Origin of the sequence: Aquimonas sp. (genome assembly GCF_044377145.1) — a bacterium.
Classification (GTDB): Bacteria; Pseudomonadota; Gammaproteobacteria; order Xanthomonadales; family Xanthomonadaceae; genus Aquimonas.
Genome location: NZ_JBILJQ010000033.1, coordinates 1 through 24,391, shown reverse-complemented (window position 1 = coordinate 24,391; position 24,391 = coordinate 1). Strand labels below are relative to the sequence as shown.

Genomic DNA, 24,391 nt, shown 5'->3' with positions numbered 1-24,391 from the left:
GGCTTGAAGGCATTAGCGGCGCTGCCCGGCTCGACTTTAGGGCTGTGCTGCAGATGGAGGGCGGACGGGTCAGCCTTGAGTGTGCGGAGCGCGGCGCAAGCACCGCGCGATTTTCCGTCCGCCCAAACGAAACGACCGGCCTGCGTCCTGCAGTCCGGTCGTATGCTTCGGGGAGAGCTGCTTGAAGCCGGTGACTGTGGGGGAGGTCAGTGCGTCCGGCTCAAGTGCGTCGCAGGAGCAGCGAGCACGTATTCATTATCGGCGCCTCGCGCGGATAAAGGAGTGCACTTCGGCTTATCCAGGGTCGGGAGTTTCCTGACACGGCGCAGGCGTGTCAGGGTGCGGCTGACATGGGCAGAGAGGCGCATCTGTCGCATGCTGATTGAACCGATTGTTCAAACCATCGAGGTGGACGCCATGGCCGAGCCCAAGACCCAAGCCACCACTGTGCCGATCGACGACTATCTGGCCGCGCTCGAGCCGGCACGACGCGAAGATGCGATCCGGCTGATCGCGTGGATGCGCGAGGCCAGCGGCGAGCCGCCCGTGCTATGGGGCAGCCGCATCGTCGGCTTCGGGCGCTACGCCTATCGCTACGACAGCGGCCGCAGCGGCGAAGCGCCGTTGATCGGCTTTGGTGTCGGCAAGGCCGAGCTCAGTCTGTACCTGAGCGTGGACTACGCGGCCGAAGCCGCGACGCTGGCGCGGCTGGGCAAGCACCGCCACGGTGCCGGCTGTCTGTATCTGAAGCGTCTTGCGGGCGTCGACGAGTCGGCCCTGCGCGAGCTGATCGAGCGCTCGGTGCAGGCACGTGCGGCCGAGCGCATTGATGGGCCCGCGCAGGCATGAGCTCCGCGGATAGCGCTGGCGCCGAGCGCGCGCTGATCGAGCTGGCGGCCGCCTCGATCCGCGATGCTTTCGAGGGCTACAACGGACACTTCCGTGCGATCACCCAGCGCGCGCGCAAGCGCTTCGAGCAGAACGATTGGCAGGGTGCGCGCTCGGACGCAGTCGAGCGCATCGAGCTGTACGACCGCTGCGTGGCGGCGATGGGTGCGCGGCTGTCGGCGCAGCTGGAAAGCCGCGCACAGGACAAGGCGCTGTGGGCCGGAATCCGCCTGCACCACGCCGAGCTGATCGCGCCCCTGCTCGACCAGGAGCTTTACAAGACCTTCTACAACACTCTGACCCGACGCTTCTTCGGCACCCGCGGGGTTGATCCCGAGATCGAGTTCATCGCGCTGTCGATCGAGCCGACCGACCGCATCACCCACCCGGTGGCGCGACGCAGCTATGCGGCGATCGGTGACCTCTCGGCCCTGTTCTCGCGCGTGCTGGAGGATTACCGCTTCGAGGTCGACTACGCCCAGCGCGAGCGCTGCGCAGCCGCGCTGGCAGCGCGCATCCGCGAGCAGCTGACCGAGTTCGAAGCGCCGGGCGTGCGCGCCATCGAACTGATGGAAACGGTGTTCTACCGCGAGCGCCGGGCCTACCTGGTCGGCCGCGTATTTGGCGAGACCCGTTTCGCTCCGCTGGTGATCGCCCTGGTGCATGCCGAGGACGGCATTCGCGCCGATGCGCTGATCACCGACCGTGCCCAGGTGGCGGTGTTGTTTGGCTACACGCGCAGTTACTTCCATGCCGACCTCGCGACCGTCGGTGATGCGGTGGTGTTTCTGCGCACCCTGCTGCCGCACAAGCCGGTGGATGAGCTGTACACGGTGCTGGGCCGCGCCAAGCAGGGCAAGACCGAACGCTATCGGCATTTCTTCGCCCATCTGCAGCGGCAGGCCGACGAGTCCTTCGTGCATGCCGACGGCGAGCGCGGCATGGTGATGGCGGTGTTCACCCTGCCCAGCTATCCGGTGGTGTTCAAACTGATCCGCGATCGCTTCGCGTATCCGAAGAACATCGCCCGCGCGGAGGTTGAAGAGAAGTACCGGCTGGTGTTCCACCACGATCGCGTCGGTCGTCTGGTCGATGCTCAGCAGTTCCGCCACCTGCGTTTTCCGAAGGCGCAGTTCGCGCCGGCCCTGCTGGCCGAACTGCTGGAGGGTTGCCGCGATACGGTGCAGGCCGACGGCGAGGATCTGGTGTTCTCGCACTGCTACATCGAGCGTCGGCTGCGGCCGCTGAATCTGTACTTGCGTGAGGTCGCGCCCGAGCTCGCGCGGGCGGCGATCGTCGACTACGGGCAGTCGATCAAGGACCTTGCCCGCAGCAATATCTTCCCCGGCGATCTGCTGCTGAAGAACTTCGGCATGAGCCGCTCCGGGCGTGCGATTTTCTACGACTACGACGAGCTGTGCTTCGTCACCGAGTGCCGCTTCCGTGCGTTGCCCGAGGCCCGCGACAACGATGAGGAAATGCATGCGGGCGCCTGGTTCTATGTCGCCGACAACGATGTGTTTCCGGAACAGTTCCCGCGCTTCCTCGGGCTGTCGGCGGATCTGCACGCGGCCTTGATGGAGGCCCACGACGAGATCTTCACCGTCGGCTGGTGGCTGGCCCTGCAGGAGCGCATCCGTGCCGGTGCTCTGGCCGATGTTGCACCGTATCCGGCGCGGCTGCGGGTGTAGGGCCGGCGTTACCGGAAGCAACCCGAATCGCTTGCGATCATCTGCGTCACCTGGCGGCGTGGGTATCCCGAGGAGGCTCGCTTTCGAGGCGAGGCTGGGTCGTGGCGTCTTGGCAGTGTCATCGATCCGGCCCAAACTCCGCCGGCCGCGAGCACCTGCTGTGCCCGGCATCGGTGCCCATGCGGGCGCCACCGCGGGGCGTCGGGCCGGGGAGGGCTGCGGACGCGGCATGCGGACCTCAAGTTCTGCTGCGTATCTGTGGCCGGAGTGCCGGGATGCGAGCCTTGCCGGAGTCATCCCGATGCTGAAGTCCGTCCACTGGCGGCTGCCGCGCGCCCGTCTTGCTGGCGCTGCGATTTCCATGCTGTGCGTCTGTAGCAGCGCGCAGGCCGATGTGTTCATCAACGAGTTCCACTACGACAACAGCGGCACCGACACCGGTGAACGGGTCGAGGTGATCGCGCCGTCGGGCACCTCGCTGGCAGGTTGGACGGTGGTGCTCTACAACGGTGGCGACGGCCGCCAGTACGCCACGCTGAATCTGTCCGGCACCGCCGCCAACCAGTGCGGTGGGCACGGCACGGTGGTGGTGAATGCGACCACGGCAGGAATCCAGAACGGCGATCCCGACGGTCTGGCGCTGGTGGATGCCAGCGGTGCGGTGGTGCAGTTTCTGAGCTACGAGGGCAGCTTCAGCGCGATCGATGGCCCCGCCGCCGGACGCACCAGCAGCCCCATTTCCACCGCTGAAACCAGCACCACGCCGGTCGGACAGTCGCTGCAGCTGGCCGGCAGCGGCAGCCGCGCGCAGGACTTCAGCTGGCAGAGCCCGCGCGCGTCCAGCTTCGGCAGCTGTAACAGCGGTCAAACCCTGGTGGGCGGCGGTGGTGGTGGCACCGGCGGCGGCACGCTCAGCAACGGTGTGACGCGCACGGGTCTGACGGCGACTGCCGGCAGCGCCTTGGACTTCACCCTGAGCGTGCCGGCCGGCGCCAGCAATCTGCGTTTCGCGATGAGCGGCGGCAGCGGTGACGGCGATCTGTTCGTGCGCTTCGGTTCTGCACCGACCGCCACCAGCTACGACTGCCGCCCCTTCCTCTCAGGCAACGCCGAAACCTGCACCTTCGCCAGCCCGGCGGCCGGCACTTGGCACGTGCGGATCAGCGCCTACACCAGTTTCTCCGCCGTCAGCCTGCTGCCCAGTTTCGACACGGCCAGCGGCGGTGGTGGCACCGGCTACTACGCGGGCGTGGTGACCAGCAGTGCCAGCGCGCTGCGCAGCAGCCTGCATGCGTTGATCGACGACCACACGCGGATTCCGTACACCGCCAGCACCACCGACACCTGGGACGTGCTCAACCGCGCCGAGCAGGATCCGCTCAACAGCGGGCGCATTCTCGACATCTACAAGAACACCTCGTACGCGAAGGTCGCGGGCGGCAACGACTTCTACAACCGCGAACACACCTGGCCGAACTCGCTGGGCTTCCCCGACGACGGCGGCACCAATTCGGCCTACACCGACCTGCACATGCTGATGGCCTCCGACATCGCCTACAACGCAGCCCGCGGCAACAAGCCGTATGACAACTGCCCCAGCGGCTGCACCGAGTACCCCACGGCGGCCTATGCCGGACAGGGCGGCGGCAGCGGCAGCTATCCGGGCAATTCGAACTGGTCGAACGCCAGCGTGTTCCAGGTCTGGACCAGGCTGAAAGGCAATGTGGCGCGGGCGATGTTCTATATGGACCTGCGCTACGAGGGCGGCAGCCATGGCGGCACCGGCGCCGCCGAGCCCGATCTGCGCCTGACCGATACGCTCAGCCTGGTCAGCCCCACCGGCAGCAATGCGGCCGTCGGCTACATGGGCCGGCTCAGCACGCTGATCCAGTGGCATCAGCAGGACCCGCCGGATGAGGCCGAGCGCCTGCGCAATGCGCTGATCCAGACCTATCAGGGCAACCGCAACCCGTTCGTCGACAACCCTGCCTGGGTCGCCTGCGTGTATCAGAGCGTCTGCAGCTGACAGCAACTGGTCTGGCGCGATGTCCGGCAGGCAGCGGGTGCGCAGAGGACAGCGCCCGCTGCAGGTTGCCTGAGTGCCTCAACGGTCGGCACACCGCCGGTTCGTCCGCCTGCGCATTGAACTAACACGGGTCTGTGCTAGCGTGCGCGGCTGAGCTGGTCCGGGACGGATCGGCCTATTCAACGCTTCGAGGGAGATCGTCATGTTCAAGAAAACCCTGCCGTTTCTGATCGTTGCTGCGCTGGCTGCTTGCTCGCCGTCCGAGCCGCCCGCGCCTGCCGCTGCCCCCGCTGAACCCGCACCTGTCGCGACTCCGGCCCCGGCGCCGGCCCCGGCCGAAGTGGTGAAATCGCCGCTCGAAACCGCCATCGCTGGCACTTGGCGCAGCCCCGAGAACGTGGCACGCGATCGCTTCCGGAATCCGGCTGAAACCCTGGGCTTCTTCGGTGTCGACGGCAGCCAGTCGGTGCTTGAAATCACCCCCGGCGGCGGCTGGTACACCGAGATCCTGGCGCCGCTGTTGAAGGCCAATGGCCGCTACATCGCTGCCGTGGTCGATCCGGCCAAGGCCGCCAACGAGCGCGCTGCCGAGTACTACGGCAACGCGCTGAAGGCCTTCCAGGAGAAGCTGGCCGGCAACGTCGAGATCTACGGTGCAGCCCAGGTGGTGCAGTTCGACCCGGCCGCACCGGCCTTCGGTGCACCCGGTTCGGTCGACGTGGTGCTCACTTTCCGCAACGTCCACAACTGGATGCCCTCGGGCGCGGCGCCGGCCTATTTCAAGGGCTTCTACGACGTGCTCTCCAACGGCGGCACGCTCGGCATCGTTGAGCACCGCGCCGCGGAAGGCACCGAGCCGGACGGCCGCAGTGGGTACGTGACCGAGGCCCAGGTGATCGCGCTGGCGACCGAGGCCGGTTTCCAGCTGGTCGAGAAATCCGAGATCAATGCCAACCCGAAGGACACCCGCGATCACGCCAACGGCGTGTGGTCGCTGCCGCCGGTACTGCGCGGCGGTGACGAAGACCGCGCGAAGTTCGAGGCGATCGGTGAGTCAGACCGCATGACCCTGCGCTTCGTGAAGCCCGCGCCGGCCGCTGACGAAGACGTCAGTGAGGGTGAGAACCCGGCCAACGCCAAAACCTGATGTCCCGCCATCGCTGAAACAACACCGGCCGCCCTGAGCGGCCGGTGCTGTTTCGGGGCACACGAATAACGATCGCCGACTCGCCCCGGCCTGCGTCCACCGCCCGCAGCGTGAGCCATGACCATGCTGATCGCCCTGAACAAACCTTACGGCGTGCTCTGCCAGTTCACGGACCCGGACGGTCGACCGACCTTGGCCGATTTTGTGGCGCAGTCCGATGTCTATGCCGCCGGCCGGCTCGATGCCGACTCCGAGGGCCTGCTGCTGCTGTCGGACGACGGTGCCCTGATCGCCCGCATCACCCAGCCGCGGCACAAATGGCCGAAGACCTATGTGGTGCAGGTGGAGGGTGCGCCCACGTCAGAACAGATCGAGGGCTTGGCCCGCGGCCCGCTGTTGAACGACGGCCCCTGTCGGCCCTGCGAGGTGTCGCTGCTGCCGGGTCCGCCCGAGTGGCTGTGGCCGCGCGATCCGCCGGTGCGGTTCCGCAAATCGGTACCCGAGGCCTGGCTGCAGGTGTGTCTGCACGAGGGCCGCAACCGCCAGCTGCGGCGCATGACCGCCGCGGTCGGCCTGCCGACCCTGCGGCTGATCCGCACCGCGATCGGCCCGCATGCGCTGGAGGGGCTGGCGCCGGGCGAGTTGCGCGTGATCGATCCGCGCCCGGCCCCCGTTCGCACCGCACCCGCGGCGCCGCGGCCACGCCGACGCAATGCGCCGCCATGATCACTCGTACGTGCGTAGAACTGGGCTACCATCCGCCGCTGACCCCTCCCACTCCTTGAAGGAGCCGCTCATGAATGATCGTCCCGCCCTTTCTGCGGCCACTGCGCTTCCCGCCACCGCCAGCAACACCCTGATCCGCAACACCTTCATCCTGCTCAGCCTGATCCTCGGCACCGCCGCGGTCGGCGCCGGCCTCGGCCTTGCGATCAACATGCCGATGGGCTGGGGCGTGTGGATCGCTTTCATGGTGCTGTTCATCGGTGGCCCGTTCCTGATTCAGCGCATCGACAACGGCCAGACCCAGATCAGTGTCACCTTCGTCTGGGCCTTCCTGGTCGGCCTGATGTTCAGTCCGCTGGTCGGCGCCTACCTCAGCTTCCCCGGCGGCTCAGCCATCGTGCTGAACGCGTTGGTCACCACCGCGGTGCTGTTCACCGCACTGGCGGGTTACGCGGTGACCAGCCGCAAGGATTTCAGCTTCATGGGTGGTTTTCTGGGCGCCGGCTGTCTGCTGGTGATCGTGGCGATCATCGCCAACATCTTCCTGCAGATCCCGATGCTGTCGCTGGTGATTTCGTCGGCCGCCGTGCTGCTGATGTGCGGCCTGATCCTGTGGGAAACCAGCCGCCTGATCCACGAGCCGAACGCCAACCCGATCATGATCGCGGTCGGTCTGTTCGGCAGCATCGTGGTGATGTTCTCGCACCTGCTGAACCTGTTCTCGTTCCTGAGCGGCGACGACTGAGTCCAGCCCGCTTCAGCGTTTCAGCGTGAAAGCAAACGGGGCCCGCGAGGGCCCCGTTTGCGTTTGCAGTGATTGCGGCAAGGCTCGAACGCGCCTGCCAAACGAGCGGCTCGGGACCGGCAGCCTAGGCCGTGAGGTTCAACGGCTCGCCGAAGCCCCCACCCTCGCACAGGGGGCGGGCCGCAGCCCTCAGTGGAACTTGAGTTCGCCGACGAACTCCAGGCCGAATTCGCTGACTTCGATGCTGTATTCCGCGCGATCGAGGGTCTGTCCGTGGTGGCGGTTCGGCACCAGCATCGTCTCGGAGTCCGGCTGGCCCTGCAGCACTTGCTCCATCAGTGACTGATAGAAGGCCCCGCTGTAGGCGAGCTCCAACAGAGTGGGCGCGCTGGGTACCGACGCCAGCCGATCAGGCAGTGCGGCGACCGCGCGGTCGCCCACCGCCAAGCCCAGCGACTGAGCGCCTGCGGCGATGTGCGTCGTGGCTTCGCGAGGCAGGCCCGAGGGCAGGTCGATCGCACGTGGCGGCTCGCCCGGCTGGAGGTCGGCCGGAAAGTCTGGATTGTGGCGGGCCATGTCGGCCAGCAGGGCCGTCAGGTCCGGCGTGTAGCCCTGCAGGCTGGCCTGCAGTTCGAACGTCTGGTCACCGACCGGCCAGCGCAGGTGGTCGATTTGCGCATGCAGGCTCGGCAGGTGCTGAGCCAGCCAGGCGGCCACCGGGTTGTTGAGCGCGCTGCTGAGCTCGGCCAGCTTGAGTGCCGACAGAATGCCGCCGGTGCACTCACCGCTGAAGGCGCCGCTCCAGGAGTTGATCAAGGCGATCAGCCGATCGCTGCGCAAGCTCAGCGCAAGACGCGCGCCGGCGGCATCGGCATCCGCGCTGGCGATCAGCGGCGCCTGCAGGCCTTCGAGCTTCTTGACCAGGGCGGGCTTGGCCTCCAGCAGATAGCGCAGCCGATAGCCGCGTTCGTCGATCGCGGCATAGCCGGCCGCCATGCGCGGCCAGCTCTGGATCAGATCCTGCGCCTGCGCTTCGCAGGCCGGTGAAACCTGCTCAGGCAGGGCCCAGCCGAGCTCGCGCATCAGTGCCGCCTGCGGGCCTTCCGCCGCACCGCTGATCAGCGCCCACAACCGCGCCGAGTCGAGATAGCCGGAGCCCTGCGGCAGCAGGCCAAGACGCGCATTCAGCGCCTGCAGGCTGCCCGCGTCGAGTACCGATTCGGCCGGCAGATCAAGGCCCAACACCGCACGCAGTACACCTTCAGCTGCGCTGCGCGGCAGCAGGCTCAGCACCAGTTGGCCGTCGTGCAGAGCCAGCAACACGCCGCCCTCCGAGCTGTCCGGCCCCAGCAGCCAGTAGGCCTGGCCGTCAATATCGGCCGCCCGCAGCGGCATCGCCGCACTGCGGGTGAAGCGCAGCAAGGCTTCGCGGAAGCGTTCGGTATCGGCAAGTTCGATCCGCGCCACCGGCAGCAGGCCCAGCCCGAACAGCGCCGCGCGCGGCTGTCGCGACAGGCCCCAGCGCTCCATCAGCTCGCCCAGGCCGCGGGTTTCAACTTCCGCATTGATCGCCTTCAGCAGGGCGCGCTGTTGCTTGGTGTCGGCGCCGGTGTCGGCGGTGTTGCCCAGCCACTCACGCAGCATCGGCGCATACATCCGCGGCAGTGCGTCATCGCGGGCGATCCAGGCATCGGAAATCTCCGCCGAGGGCGGCTCGATGGCGCCGAACACGTAGGGCGTATCGGCCGGGGCATAGGCCAGCGGCGGACGGGCGGAGGCGTGGCTGCCAAGCGCGGCAGCCAGAATCAGGGCGATTGAACTCGAGCGGCGGAACAGTCTGGCGGGCATGGGCCGTGAGCAGTCGCAACAAAGGGGAGACAGGATAGCAGCGCGCAGTCTGCGGCCTTCAGCCCTCCATCGCGCGTCGCCTGCCGTCCGCGCCTACAGCGCGATGCCCAGGCGCCGCATCAGCTTGCCGACCACCCAGGCCGGGCCAATCAGCAGATAGACGAGATCGGTCAGGAAGCTCGGCTTCTTGCCCTCGTATTTGTGGCCGATGAACTGGCCGATCCAGGCCAGCACGAACACGCCGACCGCGAGCCACAGCAGGCTGCTGGCGCCGAGCCCCTGCATCAGCAGGTGGGTGATGAAACCCATCAGCACGAACTGCAGCAGCATCGCGGCACCCAGCGGCCGCGACAGCCGCCAGTAGAAGAGCGACGCCATCGCCATCGCCAGCCCAGCCCAGGCGCCCGGTCGACCGAGCATGGCTGGCACCGGGATCACCCACAGCAGGGCGATCACCGACCACAGAATCAGCGGCACGCAGACCACGTGGATCTGCTGGTTAAGCGCGTTCTGGTGATCGTTGGAGTAACTGCCGAACCAGCGGTCGACCGGACGATCAGCGGGCAGGGAATCCGGAATGGCGTGCATGGCCTTACCTCGGGTGTACGTGCGAGCGGTCCGTCACGGTAGGCGGGCGCGGCTGTGCAGGCAAGCGTGGGAGCGGGGATTCGGGATTCGGGATTCGGGATTCGGAAAGGGCCGTGCCGCGCGAGGTTGCTGTTGGCCGCGGCTTTGGCTGCAAGGCATTGTCTTTGAATCGCCTCGGAGGTCGGCACCACAATCCCGAATCCCGAATCCCGAATCCCTCAAGCCTCAATCCCCGTCAGCTTGAACAGTGCCTCGGCGTACTTCGCCCGCGTGGCCTCGATCACCTCGGCCGGCACGCGCGGACCCGGTGCGGTCTTGTTCCAGTCCAGGGTTTCCAGATAGTCGCGCACGAACTGCTTGTCGTAGCTCGGCGGGCTGATGCCGACGCGATACTCGTCCGCCGGCCAGAAGCGCGACGAATCCGGGGTCAGCATCTCGTCCATAACGATCAACCGATTGTTCTCGTCCAGGCCGAATTCGAGCTTGGTATCGGCGATCAGGATGCCGTGCTCGGCGGCATAGCTTGCCGCGTAGCGATAGATCTTGAGAGTGGCCGCCCGCACTTCCTCGGCCAGCTCGGCGCCGATCAGCTCGACCACGCGGTCGAAGCCGATGTTCTCGTCGTGGTCGCCGACCGCGGCCTTGGTCGACGGAGTAAAGATCGGTTCGGGCAGGATCTCGGCCTGGCGCAGCCCGATCGGCAGCGCGATGCCGCAGACCGCGCCGCTGCGCTGGTAATCCTTCCAGCCCGAGCCGATCAGATAACCCCGCGCGATCGCCTCGACCGGCAGACCCTTCAGCTTCTTCGCCACCACGCTGCGCTTGGCGTACATGGCGATGTCGGTGCCGGCCGGCAGCACGCTCGCCAACGCCGTCGCCGACAGATGATTGGGCAACAGGTGGGCGGTCTTGTCGAACCAGAAGTTGGACATCTGGCACAGGATCTCGCCCTTGCCGGGAATCGGGTCCGGCAGCACCACGTCGAAGGCCGACAGGCGGTCGCTGGCGACGATCAGCAGCTCGTTGTTGGCCAGGCCGTACACATCGCGCACCTTGCCGCGGTGGAGCAGAGGCAGGCCGGGCAGGTCAGACGAGTGCAGGGTGCTGGTCACGGGGGGGTCCGGGGCGGGCTGGGTAAGCCGCATAGTCTAGCGGTGACCCTCGCGGAAGACTGCGTCGCGGCTCGGGTCACACTCGCGCGGGCGGGCTGTTGACGGCGGCGCCGCGCTGGCGCCGGTAGAATCCTCGCATGTCCGCGAACCGATTCACCCTATTGCTGCTGCCTGCGCTCGCCGCCTGCAGTGCCTCGAACTCGCAGGCGCCGGCGGCTGCCGCCGAGCGCCCGGCCCAGCTCGGCATGTGTGCCAGCTGTCACGGCGTCGATGGCATCGCGCTTGCGGCCGGCAACCCGCACCTGGCCGGGCAGGATGAAAGCTACCTGCGACTTTCGCTGCAGAAGTACAAAAGCGGCGAGCGTCGGCATCCGCCGATGCAGGCGGTGGCCGGTGCGCTCAGCGACGCTGACCTCGATGCGCTGGCGCGCTGGTATGCGCAGCAGCCGCGTCAGGGTCAGCGCTCCGCCGCCGCTGCGGCGGCCGCCGAATGAAGATGCGCTACCTCGGCCGCCTGCTCGGCGTGGTATTCGGCTGGCTGCTGCTGCGCCATCCGGCCGGCGCCGTGCTCGGCTATCTGGTCGGCTGGGCGTTTGACGGCGGTTGGTTGGCCCTGCGTGACGGCACGCCTGCGCCGCGCGCCGACGACCCCTACGCAGTGCTGGAAATCGAGCCCGACGCCAGCATGGAAGAAGTCGAGCGTGCCTACCGGCGCGCGATGTCGCGCCACCATCCCGACCGCGTCGCCAAAGAACCCGAGCCGGTACGCCGCCGCGCCGAGGTCAAGGCGCGCGCGATCAATGCCGCCTTCGATCGCATCCGCGCCGAGCGCGAAGGCTGATCGCATCCCAACTGTCACCCTCCCCCTTGCCGAGCCCCGCCATGTCGACCTGCCTGATTGCGCCGTCCATCCTGTCCGCCGATTTCGCCCGCCTGGGTGACGAGGTCAATCACGTGCTGGCAGCAGGCGCCGACTGGGTGCACTTCGATGTGATGGATAACCACTACGTGCCCAATCTGACCATCGGCCCGCTGGTCTGCCAGGCGCTGCGCAAACACGGTATCCAAGCGCCGATCGATGTGCATCTGATGGTCAAGCCGGTCGACCGCATCATTCCGGATTTCGCCGCTGCCGGCGCCAGCCTGATCAGCTTCCATCCCGAGGCCAGCGAGCACATCGACCGCAGCCTCCAGCTGATCCGCGACTCCGGCTGCAAGGCCGGCCTGGTGTTCAACCCGGCCACGCCGCTGCACCACCTCGACTATGTGATGGACCGGATCGATCTGATCCTGATCATGTCGGTCAACCCCGGCTTTGGCGGCCAGAGTTTTCTGCCCTCGGTGCTGCCGAAGATCCGCGAAGCGCGTGAGCGCATACGCGCCAGCGGTCGCGACATCCGGCTGCAGGTCGATGGCGGGGTCAAGGTCGACAACATCGCCGAGATCGCGGCCGCCGGCGCCGACACCTTCGTCGCCGGCTCGGCCATTTTCAATGCGCCCGACTATGCGCGGGTGATCGCCGAAATGCGCGCCGAAGTCGCGCGCGCGCGCGCCTGCTGAAGCCCCGCTCAAAAGCCATCGTCGTCGCGCGAGGGCTGTTCGCGCTGCAGCTCGTCGAGATAGGCATCCAGCAGCTCATCGGAGGCGAAGATCTCGCCCAGCGGCACCGCCTTCACCATCTCGAACACCCGCAGCACCTGCGGCTGCGCGTTCACCACCAGCAGCTGGCCGCCGCGGCTGCCCATGTGCTTGCGCGCGGCAAACACCGAGCGGATGCCAGCACTGCTGATGTACTCAAGCTTGGCCAGGTCCATTACCAGGGTGCTGTCGCGGCTGTCCAGCACTTCGGCCAGGCGCGCATCCAGCTGCTGATAGCTGTGGGTGTCAAGGCGACCGCCGATGCGCACGGTGCGCGTGCCGCTGCGGTCGTCGTTGATCTCAATCTCCAGACTCATGGTGGGTTCCTTCAGTGGGGACGCCGGCAGCACACAGCCGAGCACGTTGCAGCCGTTCTCGCGGCGGTAGTAAAGCGATTCGGACAGGCTGCGAATCAGGTGGATGCCAAGCCCGCCGAGCGGACGCTCAAGGATATCGGCATCCAGATCCGGCGGCGGCAGAACCAATGGATCAAAGGCTGCGCCGTTGTCGCGGACTTCAAGCCGAAGGCGGCTGCCGTCGGTCTGCAGCGACACCTCCATCTGTGGCGGCGCTTGGCCCGGCCCGCAGCCGTGGTCGATGGTATTGGCGATCAGCTCCTCGATGATCAGCAGCACGTCATCGATCAGCCCGGCGCCGTAGGCCTGGGCCTGCAGTCGTACCTGCAGGGCCGCACTCAGCGCGGCCAGTTCGGCCAGTTCGGCGCTCAGGTTCCGGGTGAACTGCATGGGCGCTCCGTGTTGCTCAGGTCTGGGCCGCATCCGGCGCGGCTGGCCGTATGCGGGTTTGCGATGCAGACGAACAGCTGCGGCGCGAGCGCGCTGTCACGATGACCGGCGCTCGCGCTCGGAGCAGGCGTCGCTGGTGCCCGGACAGAGTGGCTGACCACGCGACTACAGCACGCGCTCGGCACGGCCGAGCACCAGCAAGGTGAGGTCGTCCGAGCGCTCGGCGTCGTCGGCGAAGCGCTCCACTTCACTGACCAGCGCCTGCACGCAGCGCTGCGGTGTGGACGGCTCATGCCGTTCAAGCGCGACTTCCACCCGCTCGCGACCGAACTCTTCGTGCTGCGCTGTCATCGCCTCGGTGACGCCATCGGTGAGCAGGATCAGCTGCGCGCCGATCGCCAGGCGACCGCACCACTCGGGATACTCCGGATGCTCTTCGAAGCCCAGCGCCGGGCCGGACGCCAGCTCGATCCACTGGCGGCTGTGGTCGGCCCCGAACAGCAGGGGTGATTCATGCCCGGCGCTGGCCAGGCGCAGCTGGCCGTCGTCGACCCGCAGCATGCCGATCAGCACCGTTGCGAACAGCCCGGTGTCATTGCTCCGATACAGCTCGGTGGCGGTCGCCTGCAGCGCCTGCACCGGCGACTCGGAGTGACGCGCGTGATTGGCCAGCAGGGCCGACAGCCGGGCGGCGAACAGGGCCGACGGCACGCCCTTGTCACTGACATCGCCGATGAAGAAGCACAACGCACCCGGGCCCATGGCGAAGAAGCTGTAGAAATCGCCGCCGACCGCCTTGGCCGCCAGCAGGGTGCCGGCCAGCGTCACCGTGTCGTGGCCGCTCAGGAACACGCGGTCGCGCGGCAGCATGGCGTGTTGGATCAGCCGCGCCAGATCCAGTTCGGCGCCGAGCTGGCGGTCGCGGTCGGCGGCCGCCGCCAGCGCCTTGCCGCGCTCGGACACCGCACTCCGCGCGCGCTCCAAGGCCTGTTCAAGCTGGCCGATCTCGTCGCGCCGGCCGGACAGCGTGAGCGCGGTGCCGAAGTCGGCATCAGCCAAACGCTGCGCTGCCTGCGCCAGCTCGGACAAGGGCCGGGTCAGCCGACGCGCGCTCCAGCCCGCCAGCACCGCCAGCGCCAGCAGCACCGCGCCGACCGCATAGGCCACCTGCAGTGCGCGCGAGTGCAGGGCGGCCAGCACCCTGCTCTCGTCAAGGCTCAGCACCACTGCGGCGCCGCGCGTGCCGACCGGCCGACGCACGCCCAGCCAGTGCTGCCCCCGGCTGTCGGTCAGACGCAGTACGTGACCGCTGCCCGCTTCCGGCGCGGCGATCCATTCAGCACCGGCCATCAGGCCGCCGCTCACCGTGACCCGCTCCGTGCGTGCGCGCAGCGGGTCTGAGTGCGTCAGCACGCGGCCGGCAGCATCCACCACAGCCGCCTGGCGACCCTCATCGCTGGCGCTCAAGCCGAGCGAGGCCGCGAGTGCGTCCAGCCGATCCAGGGCGACATCGAGGCTGATCAGGCCGCGCCGCTCGGGCTGCTGCGGCCACTGCATCGGCAGATGGAAGGTGAGGGTGTCGCGGCCGCCGGCGGACTGATTGAAATAGGCGCCGGCCCAGCGCCCCTCGGCATGCTGCATGGCCTGCAGATACCAGAGCTTGTTCGGAAAATCGTAGCCCTCGACGACGAAATCGCGGATCTGCAGCAGCGGGCCGCGCTGACTCAGGTGGAAGCCGAGCGCGGCGGCGTCGGTGGCCCCCGGCGCGGGTTCGGTGAGGATCTGTGCGGCGTGCACGTCCTCCGCGATCTGTACCCGGCTCAGCAGCAGGCCTTGCAGGCGCTCGCGCTCGATCGGTCCGCTGACCGCATCGCGGGCCAGGATGCGCGCGGCCACTTCGACCGCGGTCAGGCGCGCATCGAGCGCCTGCGCCGCCTGATGTGCATCGCTTTCCAGCCGCGCCTGCGCCTGCTGCAGGGCGAACCCGCGCGCCAGCGGCAGCCAGGCCAATGCCGCCGCCAACAGGGGGGCCATGGCCGCCACCGCCACGGTCAGCGCGATGCGCGTCCCCAATCCGATCACATCGGCCCCTGCCAAGGCTCGATGCTGGGGTCGAAATCGAGTTCGGTGATCACCCACAGCTCGCGGCGATGCGCATCGTCCATCAATTTGCGACCGACCAGACGCGCGCGGAACCTCTCGCCGTCGCGCCGCACCAGGGTCCACTCGGTGCTGAAGGTCTTGCCGGCCTTCAGACGCACGCCGGCCTGCGCGCGCAGGCGCCGATAGTCAGGCTCGTCTGGGTGCAGGGTCGACAGCGGCAGCCCGGTCAACTCTTCGCGGTCGACATAGCCGAGCAGCTGCGCCAGCGCGGGATTGGCGCGGCTGATCTGGCCGGCGTCGGCGAACAGCAGCCCGAGCGGCAGGCTCTCGACCATCACCGCCTGTTCGGCGGCGACTGCCTCCAGCGTATCGCTGGCTTCACGCAGGCGGGTGACGTCCTCCAGCACGCCGTTGAGCAGGGCGCGCCCGTGCGGGTCGGTGCCCTGAACCGCGCCCAGCTGCAGCCGTCGGAGCTGACCGGCGACGCGCGCCGGCAGTTCACGCTGCACCGGCTGGCCGCTGTGCAGGCTCGCGTTGAGCTCTGCGATCAGCGGCGCACGCGCATCGGCCGGAAGGAAGTCGAACAGACGGGCCGGATCGTTCTGCAGCACGATCGCATCCTGTCCCAGCAGGTGTGCCGCGCCGGCGTTGACATAGCTCAGCTGGAAGTCGCCGTTGACGCCGTGCCTGGCTTGGAACAGGCCGATCGGCAGCCCATCGCAGAGTTCGCGCAGACGTTGGCGCTCCTGCCACAGTCGACGCCGCTGCGCGCGCCCGCGCAGCCAGGCGCCGACACCACCGAACAGCACCAGCAGTCCCAGCAGGCTTGGCAGGCGCAGGCCCATCACCTGCAGCAGGGAAGGCGGCGCCGCGGCCATCAACAGCTGCCAGCGCCGGCCCGGCAGCTGCAGCTGCAGCTCCCGAGTAGTGCCTGCGGCAAGTCCAGCGAAGTCGCCGTGGCGGTAAATCAAGGGCGCATCCGGGCTGTCGAGATCCCGCAGACTGAAGCCCAGGCCGCCGGCGTCCGCCAGCGCGCGCGCGTCCTCCAGCAGGGTCGGCAGCGCCACGAAGGCGACCGCAAAGCCCTGCAACAGCGCACGTCGATTCTCGACCGCCGGGCCCGGCGGCAGCGCGTACACCGGCATCCGCAGATTGAAGGCCTGATGCTGGAACTCGCTGGCGACGCTCACGTCGACGACTGCGGTGACCGCCCGGAATACCGCGGACAATCGCGGCGCCGCCGCATCGCGCGCATGCGCCTGGGCTTGGGTCGAGGCCTGCACGAAGTCGGCTTCGTCGGCCAGCGGCGGCGCGTCCACCGAAACCTCGGTAGCGGCGACCAGGCCGACCGGCAGGCCGCTGTCGATGGCATGGCCACCGAGGATCGGATAGCTCACCGGCCGCTGCCGCGCGCTGACCAGCCCACTCGGTGAAGCATCCTTGAATTCGAAATCCGCCAGGCCGTGCTGGCGCCACTGCAGCTCGAAGGCCGAACGCTGGCCCTGGATGACCCGCGGTTCCCACTGCAGCGCGCGCATCGCCGCCTGGCCCTCAAGCAGGGCTGCGCTGAAGCGCTGCAGGCGGTCGAGTTCGAGCGGCTGCGCGTCCTCGATGAAAGCCGCCAACGCGCGCACCGCCGATTCGCTGCGGCCGAGGCTCGCATGGATGCTGGCTTCGATATGTCCGGCGGCGGCGTTCAGGCGCTGGTCGCGCGCGCTGGTGTTGCCCTCCTGCAGCAGCCGATGTTGGCCATACAGCAGGCCCAGGCCGCCCACGATCAGCGCGCCCGCGATCAAGCTCTCGAACAGGGTGATCCGTGCCGCCATCGGGGGCTTCCGTCAGCATTCCGCCGCGCGTCGGGGCCGCGGCTGCGCCTGGTCGGGACTGCGTTGCAGCGGGCCCGTTCCACGGCTGTGCCTAGCAAGACCCATACCCGCGGCCCGACAGGCGGCTAGGGCTCGGCCGATGGTGAATCAGCGCCGGCACGCAAGCGGTAGCCCAACCCGTACACGGCTTCAACGCGCTCACCGTCGGCCCCGGCCGCCTCCAGCTTGCGTCGGAGGTTCTTCAGGTGGCTGTCGATGGTTCGCTCGCTGATCACGCGGTGGTCGTCGTAGGCGGCATCGATCAACTGGGCGCGCGTCAGCACCGTGCCCGGTCGACGGCTCAGGGCCGCCAGCAGTCGGTACTCGACGACGGTCAGCGGCAGCGTCAGGCCACGCCAGCGGGCGGCGTGGCAGCTGTCGTCCAGTAAAAGCTCGGCATTCTCGTGGCTTGCGCTGGCCGAGTGAACGCGCCGCAGCAGGGCGCGCACGCGCACCACGACCTCTCGCGGACTGAACGGTTTGCAGACGTAGTCGTCGGCGCCCAGTTCGAAGCCCTGCAGCCGGTCGGCTTCCTCGATCCGTGCAGTCAGCAGCAGCACGGGAATGGCGCTGCGCTCGCGCAGCTCGCGGCAGAGACTGAAGCCGTCGCGACCCGGCAACTGCACGTCCAGCAGCACCAGTTCCGCCGGCCAGCCCAGCGCGGCTTCAACCGCGCCGATGCCGCTGTGGTGACAGCGGACGCGGTAACCGGACGCCTGCAGATAGTCGCGCAGCAAGGCGGCGATCTTCGGCTCATCTTCGACCACCAGCACGCGGGCGCCTTGGCCTTCAAGCGCACTGCTGCTCATCCGCCACCGCCTTCCAGCGGCAGGTTCAGCCGGACCTGCAGCCCGCCCAGCGGCGAAGCCGAAAAGCGCAGGCTGCCGCGATGTGCAGCCGCGATGTTGGCGCAGATCGCGAGGCCCAGGCCGCTGCCTTCGGGTGCGTGATGGGCCGAGGCCGCGCGGAAATGGCGTTGACCCAGTCGCGCGAGTTCGTCGGCGGCGACACCTGGCGCGCTGTCGTCGATGTCCAGTTCGACGCAGCCCTCGCTACGTTGCAGTCGCACCTCGATACGGCCGGCGGCAGCGGTGTAGCGCTGGCTGTTGGCCAGCAGGTTGTCGATCAGTTGCTCCAGCCGGGTGCCGTCGGCGCGATCGAGCCTGCACGCGCTCAGCGGCGATACGCAGAGGGCGATGTCTGCCGCCTGCAGCGCCGCGGCGCGTTGGCGCAGGCAGCGTTCAAGCAGGGCGGTGAAGTCGACGCTGCCGAAGCGATACGACAGAGCGCCGCTGTCCGACAGCGCCAGGTGGTAGAGGTCGTCGACCCGTTGGGCCATGCGTTCGGTCTCCACCGCCAGCGAGTCGATGGCGCTGGCGTTGAGCGCGCGCACGCCGTCCTGCAGTGCCTGCACCTCGCCGCGCAGCACGGTCAGCGGAGTGCGCAGCTCATGCGAGATGTCGGCGATCCAGCGGTCGCGTGCAGCGCGGCTGGCCTGCAGCGAGTCGGCCATCCGATTGAAGTCGCGTGACAGATCAGCGATCTCATCGCTGCCGCGGGCGCTGACCCGGGCGCCGTAGTCGCCACCGGCCAGATGCCGGCTGGCTTCAGCCAGGGCGCCGAGCGGACGCAGCAGCAATCGGGTCAGGGCGAACGAGGCCAGCAGAGCGACCGCCAGCACCGGCAGCGCGATCCACAGCGCGCGCCCGCGCTGCTGGGCAGCGAAGTCGAGGTCGAGCGGTTGCTGCAGCCTGGGCATCGGCTGCAGGCTCAGGCTGCCGATGACCCGACCGTCCAGTTCGATCGGCTGGCGCACAGCGGTGGCCAGCGGCTGCGGCCCGTGCAGCACCCGGCCATCGGCGTCCAGCAGACTGATCCGGCGCGGAAATCCGGCGCCGCCCGGCGGCGGCCCCGGCGGGCGGTTGGGGTGACCCGGCCGGCCCGCAGGCGGTCCGGACCGCGGGATCGGCGGGTCTGACCTATCGGCCGGCGCCAACAGTCGCTGCCACCGTGGCGGATGCAGGAGCACCCGCTGCCATCCACCGACGCTGCGGTACTCGTCGGCGAAGCGCTCCGACAGCATCGGCAGCCGCGCCTGCTCCAGCGCATTGGCGTGCGCGAGCAGGCCGTTCTGGAAGTCATGCGCCTGCATCATCAACATCGCGGCCATGGTCACCAGCACCAGGCCAGCGGTCAGCAGGAACCAGCGGTGCCACAGACGCAGACGCATGCTTCGGCTCCGGGTAGGGGGCACGGGGGATGCTGCCACCGATCGCTGCGAGCTGCTCATTGAAGCGACCGGCTGCGCGCGCGCAGCCAATGGGCGCGCAACCGGCGCTGTCGCCGACGGCTGGGCCACAGCGGCTCAGCGCCGCCCGCAAAGTCGGGCGGCGTCGCCACTGCAAGCCTGCCTTCTGTGGACTCCCGCACCGTCAGGGTTCGAAGCCGTCGGTGAACACGGCCGTATCAACTTCGATCAGCTCGATGCGCTTGGTTTCGCTGGCGCGCCAGCCGCCCGGGGCGGTCGCATCGAACACGAATACGCGCAGGTACAGCGCTTGGCCGCTGGCCGCGGGCAAGACCAGATCGAGCGAAGCACTGCCCTGCGGCGACAGCGCGAAATCCTGCCGCAGCAGGCTGGGTGCATCGGGCTGGATCGGCTCGGACACATCCAGCAGCAGGCGTGCATTGGCATTGGCGGCGCCGCCATCGATTCCGAGCGTGAAGCCAGCGCGACCGGCGAGCGGCGGTTCCAGCGCGATCAGGCGCGGGCCCCCCGCGATCGCGGCGCTGACCGTGCGTGGCACCGCGGTCGATTCCGAGTACAGCTGCGGGCGCTCGAAGGGGCCGCTCTCGGCGACGACCCGCGGGTCGATCAGCGGCCGGCCGAGAAACGCCACCAGTGCGTCGATCTGGGCGGCGCTGAGCTGCAGCGGAGTGATTTGCGGGGCCTTGTTGGGCGCATTGAAATCGCCGCCGCGGTTGTAGAACTCCACCACCTCGCGCAGGCTCGCGAAGCGGCCATCGGCCATATACGGCGGCGACAGCGCGACATTGCGAAGGCCCGGCGTGCGCATCCGCCCACGGTCGGCGGCCAGGCCGGTGACGGCCATGCGGCCGCTGTCGGCGCCCGGGGCACGCGCACCGATGTAGTGGAAACCGTGGTCGCTCATCAGTGCGCCGCCGTGGCAACGACCGCAGCCGGCCTGGCCGAACACCTGGCGGCCCTGGCGCTCCAGCGCGGTCAGCGCCGATGCACCGGACAGCTCAAGATCGTGCGGGGTCTGGTTGCTGACCAGGCTGCGTTGGTAGCTGGCCAAGGCCATGGCGATACGTGCAGGGCTGATATCGGCACTGCCGAACACCTCTTCGAACAGCGCGGGATAGCCGCGACCGCTGATCCAGCTGGCCAATGCCGCGGGTACCTGATTGGCGAGGGCGAGCGGCTGAGCTGCAGCGAGGCGCGACTGCACATCGGCCAGATTCCCGCCCACGTGCGCCATCTCAATATCGTTCACCAGCGGACCCAGCGCCTGGTTCTCCAAGGCGCCGCCTTGGGCGATCAGCACCTGTTGAGTCTGCGGGTCATCGAAGCGGGTGCCGGCGCGGCCGTCCCAGAACAGGCTGGTCGAAAAGCCAGCGTTGAGCGTTGAATTGGCCTGCCTGCCGCCGACCTGTGGCGCCATCCCGAACGCGTTGCTGTGCACGTACTGGCCGCTGCTGTTGTGGCGCGGTACCCCGGCGGCGCCGACGCGGTCATCCGCCGTGCCCCACTGGCCATCAGCGCCCGGGTTCAGGCTGCCCTCGGTGCTGGAAAGCGTGCGCGTGTCCGATCCGCCGGCCCGCGGTGCATGGCAACTGCCGCAGGCGACGGTGCCGGTCAGTGACAGCTGCTCGTCCCAGAACAGCGCCGCGCCGAGACTGATCTTGGCGGGTGTCTGCGGATTTGCTGCGGGTATCGGCACGGCGCCCAACGGGACCAGTGGGCCGGGTGGCGCCTGCGCCAGTGCATCGCCGGTCGCCATGAAGGTCAGCGCCGCAGCCAGAACGGCGCGGTCGAACAGCCGGATGGAACAGGGCATAGGCATCGGTCAGTCTCCTGGGGGATGCCTGCGACCCTAGAGACCAATTGTGCAGAGAGGATGGAGAGCCCGACCCGCGTTCAGCCAAAGGAGCCCACGTGCACAGCCTCCGCCTGATCGTTGGCCGGCGATGTTCTGAGGCGAGCCCGCGACCACGCGGAGCTCGCCGGACTCGAAAGCCAGGGCTTTGCTGCAGCGCATGAGCGCCGCCGTGGCCCACTCCTGCGACCAACTCGCATTCCTTGCCCGGCCCGGCCCGGCGCCCGCATCGCCCAGCTCCGCAAGCAGCAGGGCATCACCCAGGTCCAGCTCGCCGAGACCCTCGGCGTGTAACGGCAGACCATCACCGCCTACGAGGTCGGTCGACGGCGCATCCAGGTCTCGACCTTGCCGCTGATCGCGCAGGCGCTGGGCGTCAGCGTCAAAGCGCTGGTGGCCGAAGCCCCGAAACCCAAGAAGCGCGGACCCGCGCCGAAGCTGCAGCAACAGCTGGAACGCCTGCAGGCCCTGCCCAAGGCCAAGCAGCGCCTGGTGATCGAAGTGCTCGATTCGCTGCTGGCGCAGAGCGGGAAGCGCGCTGGGCGAATGCAGCAGCCGTTGACAGAACTCGAAAGCAGAAACAACAAAGCCCGCCAATTGGCGGGCTTTGTTGATTGCGGTGGGTGACTCGTTAGTTGCAGAGGCTTGTTGGCGGGGTGACTTCCGGCACTGGGATGCTACGAAGCTAGACCTGCCCCCGTCATTCGCTTTTCTGTTCACGAGAAACGTACCAAGTTGTACTGTCCTCCCCCTCAATTCGCAAGATCGGGACCTTGCCACTGAGGCCAACAAGACCAATCTCCGTGATATCGCGCAGATTCTCCACGAATTCATCGAACTCACTCCCGGTGAACTCGTAGCCATTCTGACTTTCTCGAATGAGGGAGCAAAACTCGTTACAGGATCGAGCACCCGGGAACTGCCCCACCCCTTGGAATCTATCAATCCTCCATCTCAGCGATCTTGGCGGACAAAGAACGTTCAAGAGATCCGCAAGCAGGACCTTCCTCTCGTCTTGCCACATATCCAACTTCAAAGTCGTGCCCATGGCTACCTATCTTTGGGCGGGAGCTCTGGAACAGGCTCCGCTTCGCCCCTTTGTCGAGTGCCGCCTGTTGGATTCTCTTTGTACGGATGCTGGTGCGGGTTTGTATGTCCTATTGGCCGTCCATGGTCAGTGAAGTCGATCTGGCGCACGGGCTTCCCTTCGGCATCGATCTCGCGAGCCGTTGGATAGGATCCCTTACTTCCCTCTTCGGTCCCAAGTCCCGTGTGAGGGCCTGCCGCACCCTCCACACCAGCCGGCTCACCGAATGGTTTAACAGGCAATGGCTCGTCTGGGAATGCATCTCCGGGCTGCGCTTCACCGCCAGAATCCGAAGTTGTCTCGTTGTAAACCTTCCCCAGCGCCTCACCTGCCATCGGCGCAGTTGCAATTGCACCAATGCCCGAAATGACTGCGCCTGCGACGTAGACGCAAGCTGGAGCCGGGGGAATAAGCATACACGCGGCACGCCCATCCGGATCGGTATAGGTATAAGGACTGTTGTTTGCATACCAATATCGATTGAAATTTGCTCCGGTGTTCAGATCCACATACACCGGATCCGGGCTGATAAACCGCATGGCCACCGGATCGTAGTAGCGGGCCTTCATGTAGGTCAGGCCGGTCGCCCCGTCCTCCATGTGCCCAGTAAACGCCGGACCATTTCGGTAGCTGCCGCCGAGCAGGGTCGAGCCGTACGGCGCTCTCACGTCGTCGAGCAACACCGTACCGAACTGATCGGTCTTCTGCCGCACGCTGCCCAGCGCGTCGGTGTGGATCGCCCGGCGCACGCCGTTCTCGATCTCGCCGATCAGCCGCCCACCCAGACGCGCGTACTTGCGGGTGGTGCCGGTGCTGCTGCGCTCCCACATCAGATCGCCGGCCTGACTGTACACCTGGTACAGCGTTTCGCCGCCGCGCACTGTGCGGGCGCGGTGGCCGTGGGCGTCGTAGCGGTAGCTCTCGACAACTGGGACACCGGTCGCCGGGAACTGGGTGGAGGCGTCGTTCCAGGTCTGGGTGACGCGGTGAGCGCTGTCCCAGCTGAGGTTGAAGCCCTCGCCTTTGAAAACGCGCCGGGTCATCTGGCCGCGGGCGTTGTGGGTATAGCTCGACACCGATGCGCCGCTGGGCTGGGTGATCGAGTTCAGGTGGCCTTGGCTGCTGTAGCTGTAGGCAAAGTCGATGACCCCGCCCATGGTGTGGCGGCGCAGGTTGTCCAAGCCGTCGTAGGCATAGGTGGCCTTGCCCCAGCTGTAGCCCCACTGGCCGCGGGTGGTGGTCTGCAAGGGGCTGTCGGCCACCGTCAGCCGGTCCAGGCCGTCATAGGTCAGCCAGCGGCTGGCACTGCGGAACTGGTTGGGGTCGCCACAAAATCCGGCAGCGGCGGTGAACACCGCTTGGCGACCGGGGGATATAAGCGCACTACCAAGGCCTCCCCGTCGAGATCGACCGGCCAGCTTAGGCCAGAAGCCGCCAACCGCCGCAGGCAGTCCTGCACGGTGGCGAGCGCCACGCAGACCGCGCGGGCAACCGCCCGACCGCTGGCGCCGTGATCAAAGTGAAGCCTGAGAATTTCAAGAATCTTGCGTATGGGTAACCCCGTTTGGGCCACCGTCGACCTCCGCTGTCACTGGGAGGCCGAAGGTGGCGGGTTACCCGCCTGCACCCCGACCGCCATGCCGTGCAATCGGTGACCGGCATGCGCTGGAACGGGTGACCGGCATGGCGTGGAATACGCAGCTACCGCCACCGCAGAGCCGCCGAGCAAGAGCAGCGGCAAGCGGCGCCTCAGTCGCTGAGAGCTGAGAGCAGCGGAACACCGGGTATCAGAAACGACAAAGCCCGCCGATTGGCGGGCTTTGTCGTTTGCGGTGGGTGACTCGTTAGTTGCAGAGGCTTGTCGGCGGGGTGACTTCCAGCACTGGGTGCTACGAAGATAGACCTGACCCCGTTACCTGTTGCTGGAACGGGCGTCTTCCGGGTTGAGACTTCAGGCTGTCGGGGCGCGCCTGGTGTCTGCCCAATGGGTGGACAACGGTGCTGGTTGGCTCGCCCTGATGATCGATGATCGCGACAAGTTGCTGGCCCTGAAACCCGAT

The 24,391-nt window shown here is 67.7% G+C and carries 20 protein-coding genes and 1 pseudogene; 10 read left to right on the top strand and 11 right to left on the bottom strand.

Going from position 1 to position 24,391, the window contains the following annotated elements:
• Positions 1-375: 375 nt before the first annotated feature.
• From ACIQ7H_RS11540 to ACIQ7H_RS11515, 6 genes are all read left to right on the top strand, one after another.
• Positions 376-849 carry a DUF1801 domain-containing protein gene (locus tag ACIQ7H_RS11540; RefSeq protein WP_395791541.1) on the top strand — a complete coding sequence of 158 codons (474 nt, stop codon included), beginning with the start codon at positions 376-378 and terminating at the stop codon, positions 847-849.
• Positions 846-2,579, top strand: a complete 1,734-nt coding sequence (gene aceK / locus ACIQ7H_RS11535; protein WP_395791539.1) for a bifunctional isocitrate dehydrogenase kinase/phosphatase — start codon at positions 846-848, stop codon at positions 2,577-2,579. Before ACIQ7H_RS11540 ends, aceK begins: the two co-directional genes overlap by 4 nt.
• A 301-nt stretch (positions 2,580-2,880) precedes the next feature.
• Positions 2,881-4,605, top strand: coding sequence for an endonuclease (locus ACIQ7H_RS11530; protein WP_395791537.1), 1,725 nt, complete (start codon positions 2,881-2,883; stop codon positions 4,603-4,605).
• Positions 4,606-4,807: 202 nt separating this feature from the next.
• Positions 4,808-5,752, top strand: coding sequence for a class I SAM-dependent methyltransferase (locus ACIQ7H_RS11525; protein WP_395791535.1), 945 nt, complete (start codon positions 4,808-4,810; stop codon positions 5,750-5,752).
• Between the two features lie 123 nt (positions 5,753-5,875).
• A complete protein-coding gene (locus ACIQ7H_RS11520; RefSeq protein ID WP_395791589.1) occupies positions 5,876-6,478 on the top strand; it encodes a pseudouridine synthase in 603 nt (200 codons plus the stop codon).
• Between the two features lie 70 nt (positions 6,479-6,548).
• On the top strand, positions 6,549-7,223 hold the full coding sequence (locus ACIQ7H_RS11515) for a Bax inhibitor-1 family protein (protein ID WP_395791533.1): 675 nt from the start codon (positions 6,549-6,551) through the stop codon (positions 7,221-7,223).
• 189 nt (positions 7,224-7,412) lie between these two features.
• Here ACIQ7H_RS11515 and ACIQ7H_RS11510 read toward each other — a convergent pair whose 3' ends face one another.
• The 3 genes from ACIQ7H_RS11510 to ACIQ7H_RS11500 form a co-directional block, all read right to left on the bottom strand.
• Positions 7,413-9,071 (bottom strand): hypothetical protein, encoded by a 1,659-nt coding sequence (locus tag ACIQ7H_RS11510; protein ID WP_395791531.1) that lies wholly within the window; start codon positions 9,069-9,071, stop codon positions 7,413-7,415.
• 93 nt (positions 9,072-9,164) lie between these two features.
• Positions 9,165-9,659, bottom strand: coding sequence for a DUF962 domain-containing protein (locus ACIQ7H_RS11505; protein ID WP_395791529.1), 495 nt, complete (start codon positions 9,657-9,659; stop codon positions 9,165-9,167).
• A gap of 218 nt (positions 9,660-9,877) precedes the next feature.
• Positions 9,878-10,804, bottom strand: a complete 927-nt coding sequence (locus ACIQ7H_RS11500; protein WP_395791527.1) for a phosphoribosylaminoimidazolesuccinocarboxamide synthase — start codon at positions 10,802-10,804, stop codon at positions 9,878-9,880.
• 104 nt (positions 10,805-10,908) lie between these two features.
• Between ACIQ7H_RS11500 and ACIQ7H_RS11495 the strand changes: the two genes are divergently transcribed.
• Genes ACIQ7H_RS11495 through rpe form a run of 3 tightly spaced genes read left to right on the top strand, consistent with a single transcriptional unit; the run spans position 10,909 to position 12,331 of the window.
• The gene (locus ACIQ7H_RS11495) at positions 10,909-11,265 is read left to right on the top strand and encodes a c-type cytochrome (protein WP_395791525.1); all 357 of its coding nucleotides are present in this window, start codon (positions 10,909-10,911) and stop codon (positions 11,263-11,265) included.
• Positions 11,262-11,612 carry a DnaJ family molecular chaperone gene (locus ACIQ7H_RS11490; RefSeq protein WP_395791523.1) on the top strand — a complete coding sequence of 117 codons (351 nt, stop codon included), beginning with the start codon at positions 11,262-11,264 and terminating at the stop codon, positions 11,610-11,612. Before ACIQ7H_RS11495 ends, ACIQ7H_RS11490 begins: the two co-directional genes overlap by 4 nt.
• Positions 11,613-11,653: 41 nt before the next feature.
• A complete protein-coding gene (gene rpe, locus ACIQ7H_RS11485; RefSeq protein ID WP_395791521.1) occupies positions 11,654-12,331 on the top strand; it encodes a ribulose-phosphate 3-epimerase in 678 nt (225 codons plus the stop codon).
• A gap of 8 nt (positions 12,332-12,339) precedes the next feature.
• Here the strand turns inward: rpe and ACIQ7H_RS11480 are convergent, their stop codons facing one another.
• From ACIQ7H_RS11480 to ACIQ7H_RS11450, 7 genes and pseudogenes are all read right to left on the bottom strand, one after another.
• Positions 12,340-12,726: an STAS domain-containing protein gene (locus ACIQ7H_RS11480; RefSeq protein ID WP_395791587.1), complete on the bottom strand. Its 387-nt coding sequence runs from the start codon at positions 12,724-12,726 to the stop codon at positions 12,340-12,342.
• Positions 12,727-12,777: 51 nt separating this feature from the next.
• Positions 12,778-13,155: pseudogene (locus ACIQ7H_RS11475) on the bottom strand (ATP-binding protein); the annotation flags it as partial.
• A gap of 165 nt (positions 13,156-13,320) precedes the next feature.
• On the bottom strand, positions 13,321-15,189 hold the full coding sequence (locus ACIQ7H_RS11470) for a SpoIIE family protein phosphatase (protein ID WP_395791519.1): 1,869 nt from the start codon (positions 15,187-15,189) through the stop codon (positions 13,321-13,323).
• A 44-nt stretch (positions 15,190-15,233) separates the two neighbouring features.
• The gene (locus tag ACIQ7H_RS11465; RefSeq protein WP_395791517.1) at positions 15,234-17,084 is read right to left on the bottom strand and encodes a CHASE domain-containing protein; all 1,851 of its coding nucleotides are present in this window, start codon (positions 17,082-17,084) and stop codon (positions 15,234-15,236) included.
• 125 nt (positions 17,085-17,209) lie between these two features.
• A complete protein-coding gene (locus tag ACIQ7H_RS11460) occupies positions 17,210-17,932 on the bottom strand; it encodes a response regulator (protein ID WP_395791515.1) in 723 nt (240 codons plus the stop codon).
• Positions 17,929-19,353 carry an ATP-binding protein gene (locus ACIQ7H_RS11455; protein WP_395791513.1) on the bottom strand — a complete coding sequence of 475 codons (1,425 nt, stop codon included), beginning with the start codon at positions 19,351-19,353 and terminating at the stop codon, positions 17,929-17,931. The genes ACIQ7H_RS11460 and ACIQ7H_RS11455 overlap by 4 nt, the downstream gene beginning before the upstream one ends.
• Before the next feature lie 202 nt (positions 19,354-19,555).
• Positions 19,556-21,211, bottom strand: a complete 1,656-nt coding sequence (locus ACIQ7H_RS11450) for a cytochrome-c peroxidase (protein ID WP_395791511.1) — start codon at positions 21,209-21,211, stop codon at positions 19,556-19,558.
• Positions 21,212-21,547: 336 nt separating this feature from the next.
• Here ACIQ7H_RS11450 and ACIQ7H_RS11445 point away from each other — a divergent pair, with 336 nt between their 5' ends.
• The gene (locus ACIQ7H_RS11445) at positions 21,548-21,871 is read left to right on the top strand and encodes a hypothetical protein (protein WP_395791585.1); all 324 of its coding nucleotides are present in this window, start codon (positions 21,548-21,550) and stop codon (positions 21,869-21,871) included.
• Positions 21,872-22,294: 423 nt separating this feature from the next.
• Here the strand turns inward: ACIQ7H_RS11445 and ACIQ7H_RS11440 are convergent, their stop codons facing one another.
• Positions 22,295-23,686 carry an RHS repeat-associated core domain-containing protein gene (locus tag ACIQ7H_RS11440; protein ID WP_395791509.1) on the bottom strand — a complete coding sequence of 464 codons (1,392 nt, stop codon included), beginning with the start codon at positions 23,684-23,686 and terminating at the stop codon, positions 22,295-22,297.
• Between the last annotated feature and the right edge of the window lie 705 nt (positions 23,687-24,391).

Bases quoted from the DNA above. Each gene is read 5' to 3' on its own strand.
- aceK (WP_395791539.1), top strand. From the start codon at position 846: ATGAGCTCCGCGGATAGCGCTGGCGCCGAGCGCGCGCTGATCGAGCTG.
- ACIQ7H_RS11505 (WP_395791529.1), bottom strand. From the start codon at position 9,659: ATGCACGCCATTCCGGATTCCCTGCCCGCTGATCGTCCGGTCGACCGC.
- ACIQ7H_RS11450 (WP_395791511.1), bottom strand. From the start codon at position 21,211: ATGCCTATGCCCTGTTCCATCCGGCTGTTCGACCGCGCCGTTCTGGCT.
- ACIQ7H_RS11500 (WP_395791527.1), bottom strand. From the start codon at position 10,804: ATGCGGCTTACCCAGCCCGCCCCGGACCCCCCCGTGACCAGCACCCTG.
- ACIQ7H_RS11530 (WP_395791537.1), top strand. From the start codon at position 2,881: ATGCTGAAGTCCGTCCACTGGCGGCTGCCGCGCGCCCGTCTTGCTGGC.
- ACIQ7H_RS11515 (WP_395791533.1), top strand. From the start codon at position 6,549: ATGAATGATCGTCCCGCCCTTTCTGCGGCCACTGCGCTTCCCGCCACC.
- ACIQ7H_RS11525 (WP_395791535.1), top strand. From the start codon at position 4,808: ATGTTCAAGAAAACCCTGCCGTTTCTGATCGTTGCTGCGCTGGCTGCT.
- ACIQ7H_RS11480 (WP_395791587.1), bottom strand. From the start codon at position 12,726: ATGAGTCTGGAGATTGAGATCAACGACGACCGCAGCGGCACGCGCACC.
- ACIQ7H_RS11520 (WP_395791589.1), top strand. From the start codon at position 5,876: ATGCTGATCGCCCTGAACAAACCTTACGGCGTGCTCTGCCAGTTCACG.
- ACIQ7H_RS11455 (WP_395791513.1), bottom strand. From the start codon at position 19,353: ATGCGTCTGCGTCTGTGGCACCGCTGGTTCCTGCTGACCGCTGGCCTG.
- ACIQ7H_RS11465 (WP_395791517.1), bottom strand. From the start codon at position 17,084: ATGGCGGCACGGATCACCCTGTTCGAGAGCTTGATCGCGGGCGCGCTG.
- ACIQ7H_RS11495 (WP_395791525.1), top strand. From the start codon at position 10,909: ATGTCCGCGAACCGATTCACCCTATTGCTGCTGCCTGCGCTCGCCGCC.
- ACIQ7H_RS11490 (WP_395791523.1), top strand. From the start codon at position 11,262: ATGAAGATGCGCTACCTCGGCCGCCTGCTCGGCGTGGTATTCGGCTGG.
- ACIQ7H_RS11470 (WP_395791519.1), bottom strand. From the start codon at position 15,189: ATGGCCCCCCTGTTGGCGGCGGCATTGGCCTGGCTGCCGCTGGCGCGC.
- rpe (WP_395791521.1), top strand. From the start codon at position 11,654: ATGTCGACCTGCCTGATTGCGCCGTCCATCCTGTCCGCCGATTTCGCC.
- ACIQ7H_RS11460 (WP_395791515.1), bottom strand. From the start codon at position 17,932: ATGAGCAGCAGTGCGCTTGAAGGCCAAGGCGCCCGCGTGCTGGTGGTC.
- ACIQ7H_RS11510 (WP_395791531.1), bottom strand. From the start codon at position 9,071: ATGCCCGCCAGACTGTTCCGCCGCTCGAGTTCAATCGCCCTGATTCTG.
- ACIQ7H_RS11540 (WP_395791541.1), top strand. From the start codon at position 376: ATGCTGATTGAACCGATTGTTCAAACCATCGAGGTGGACGCCATGGCC.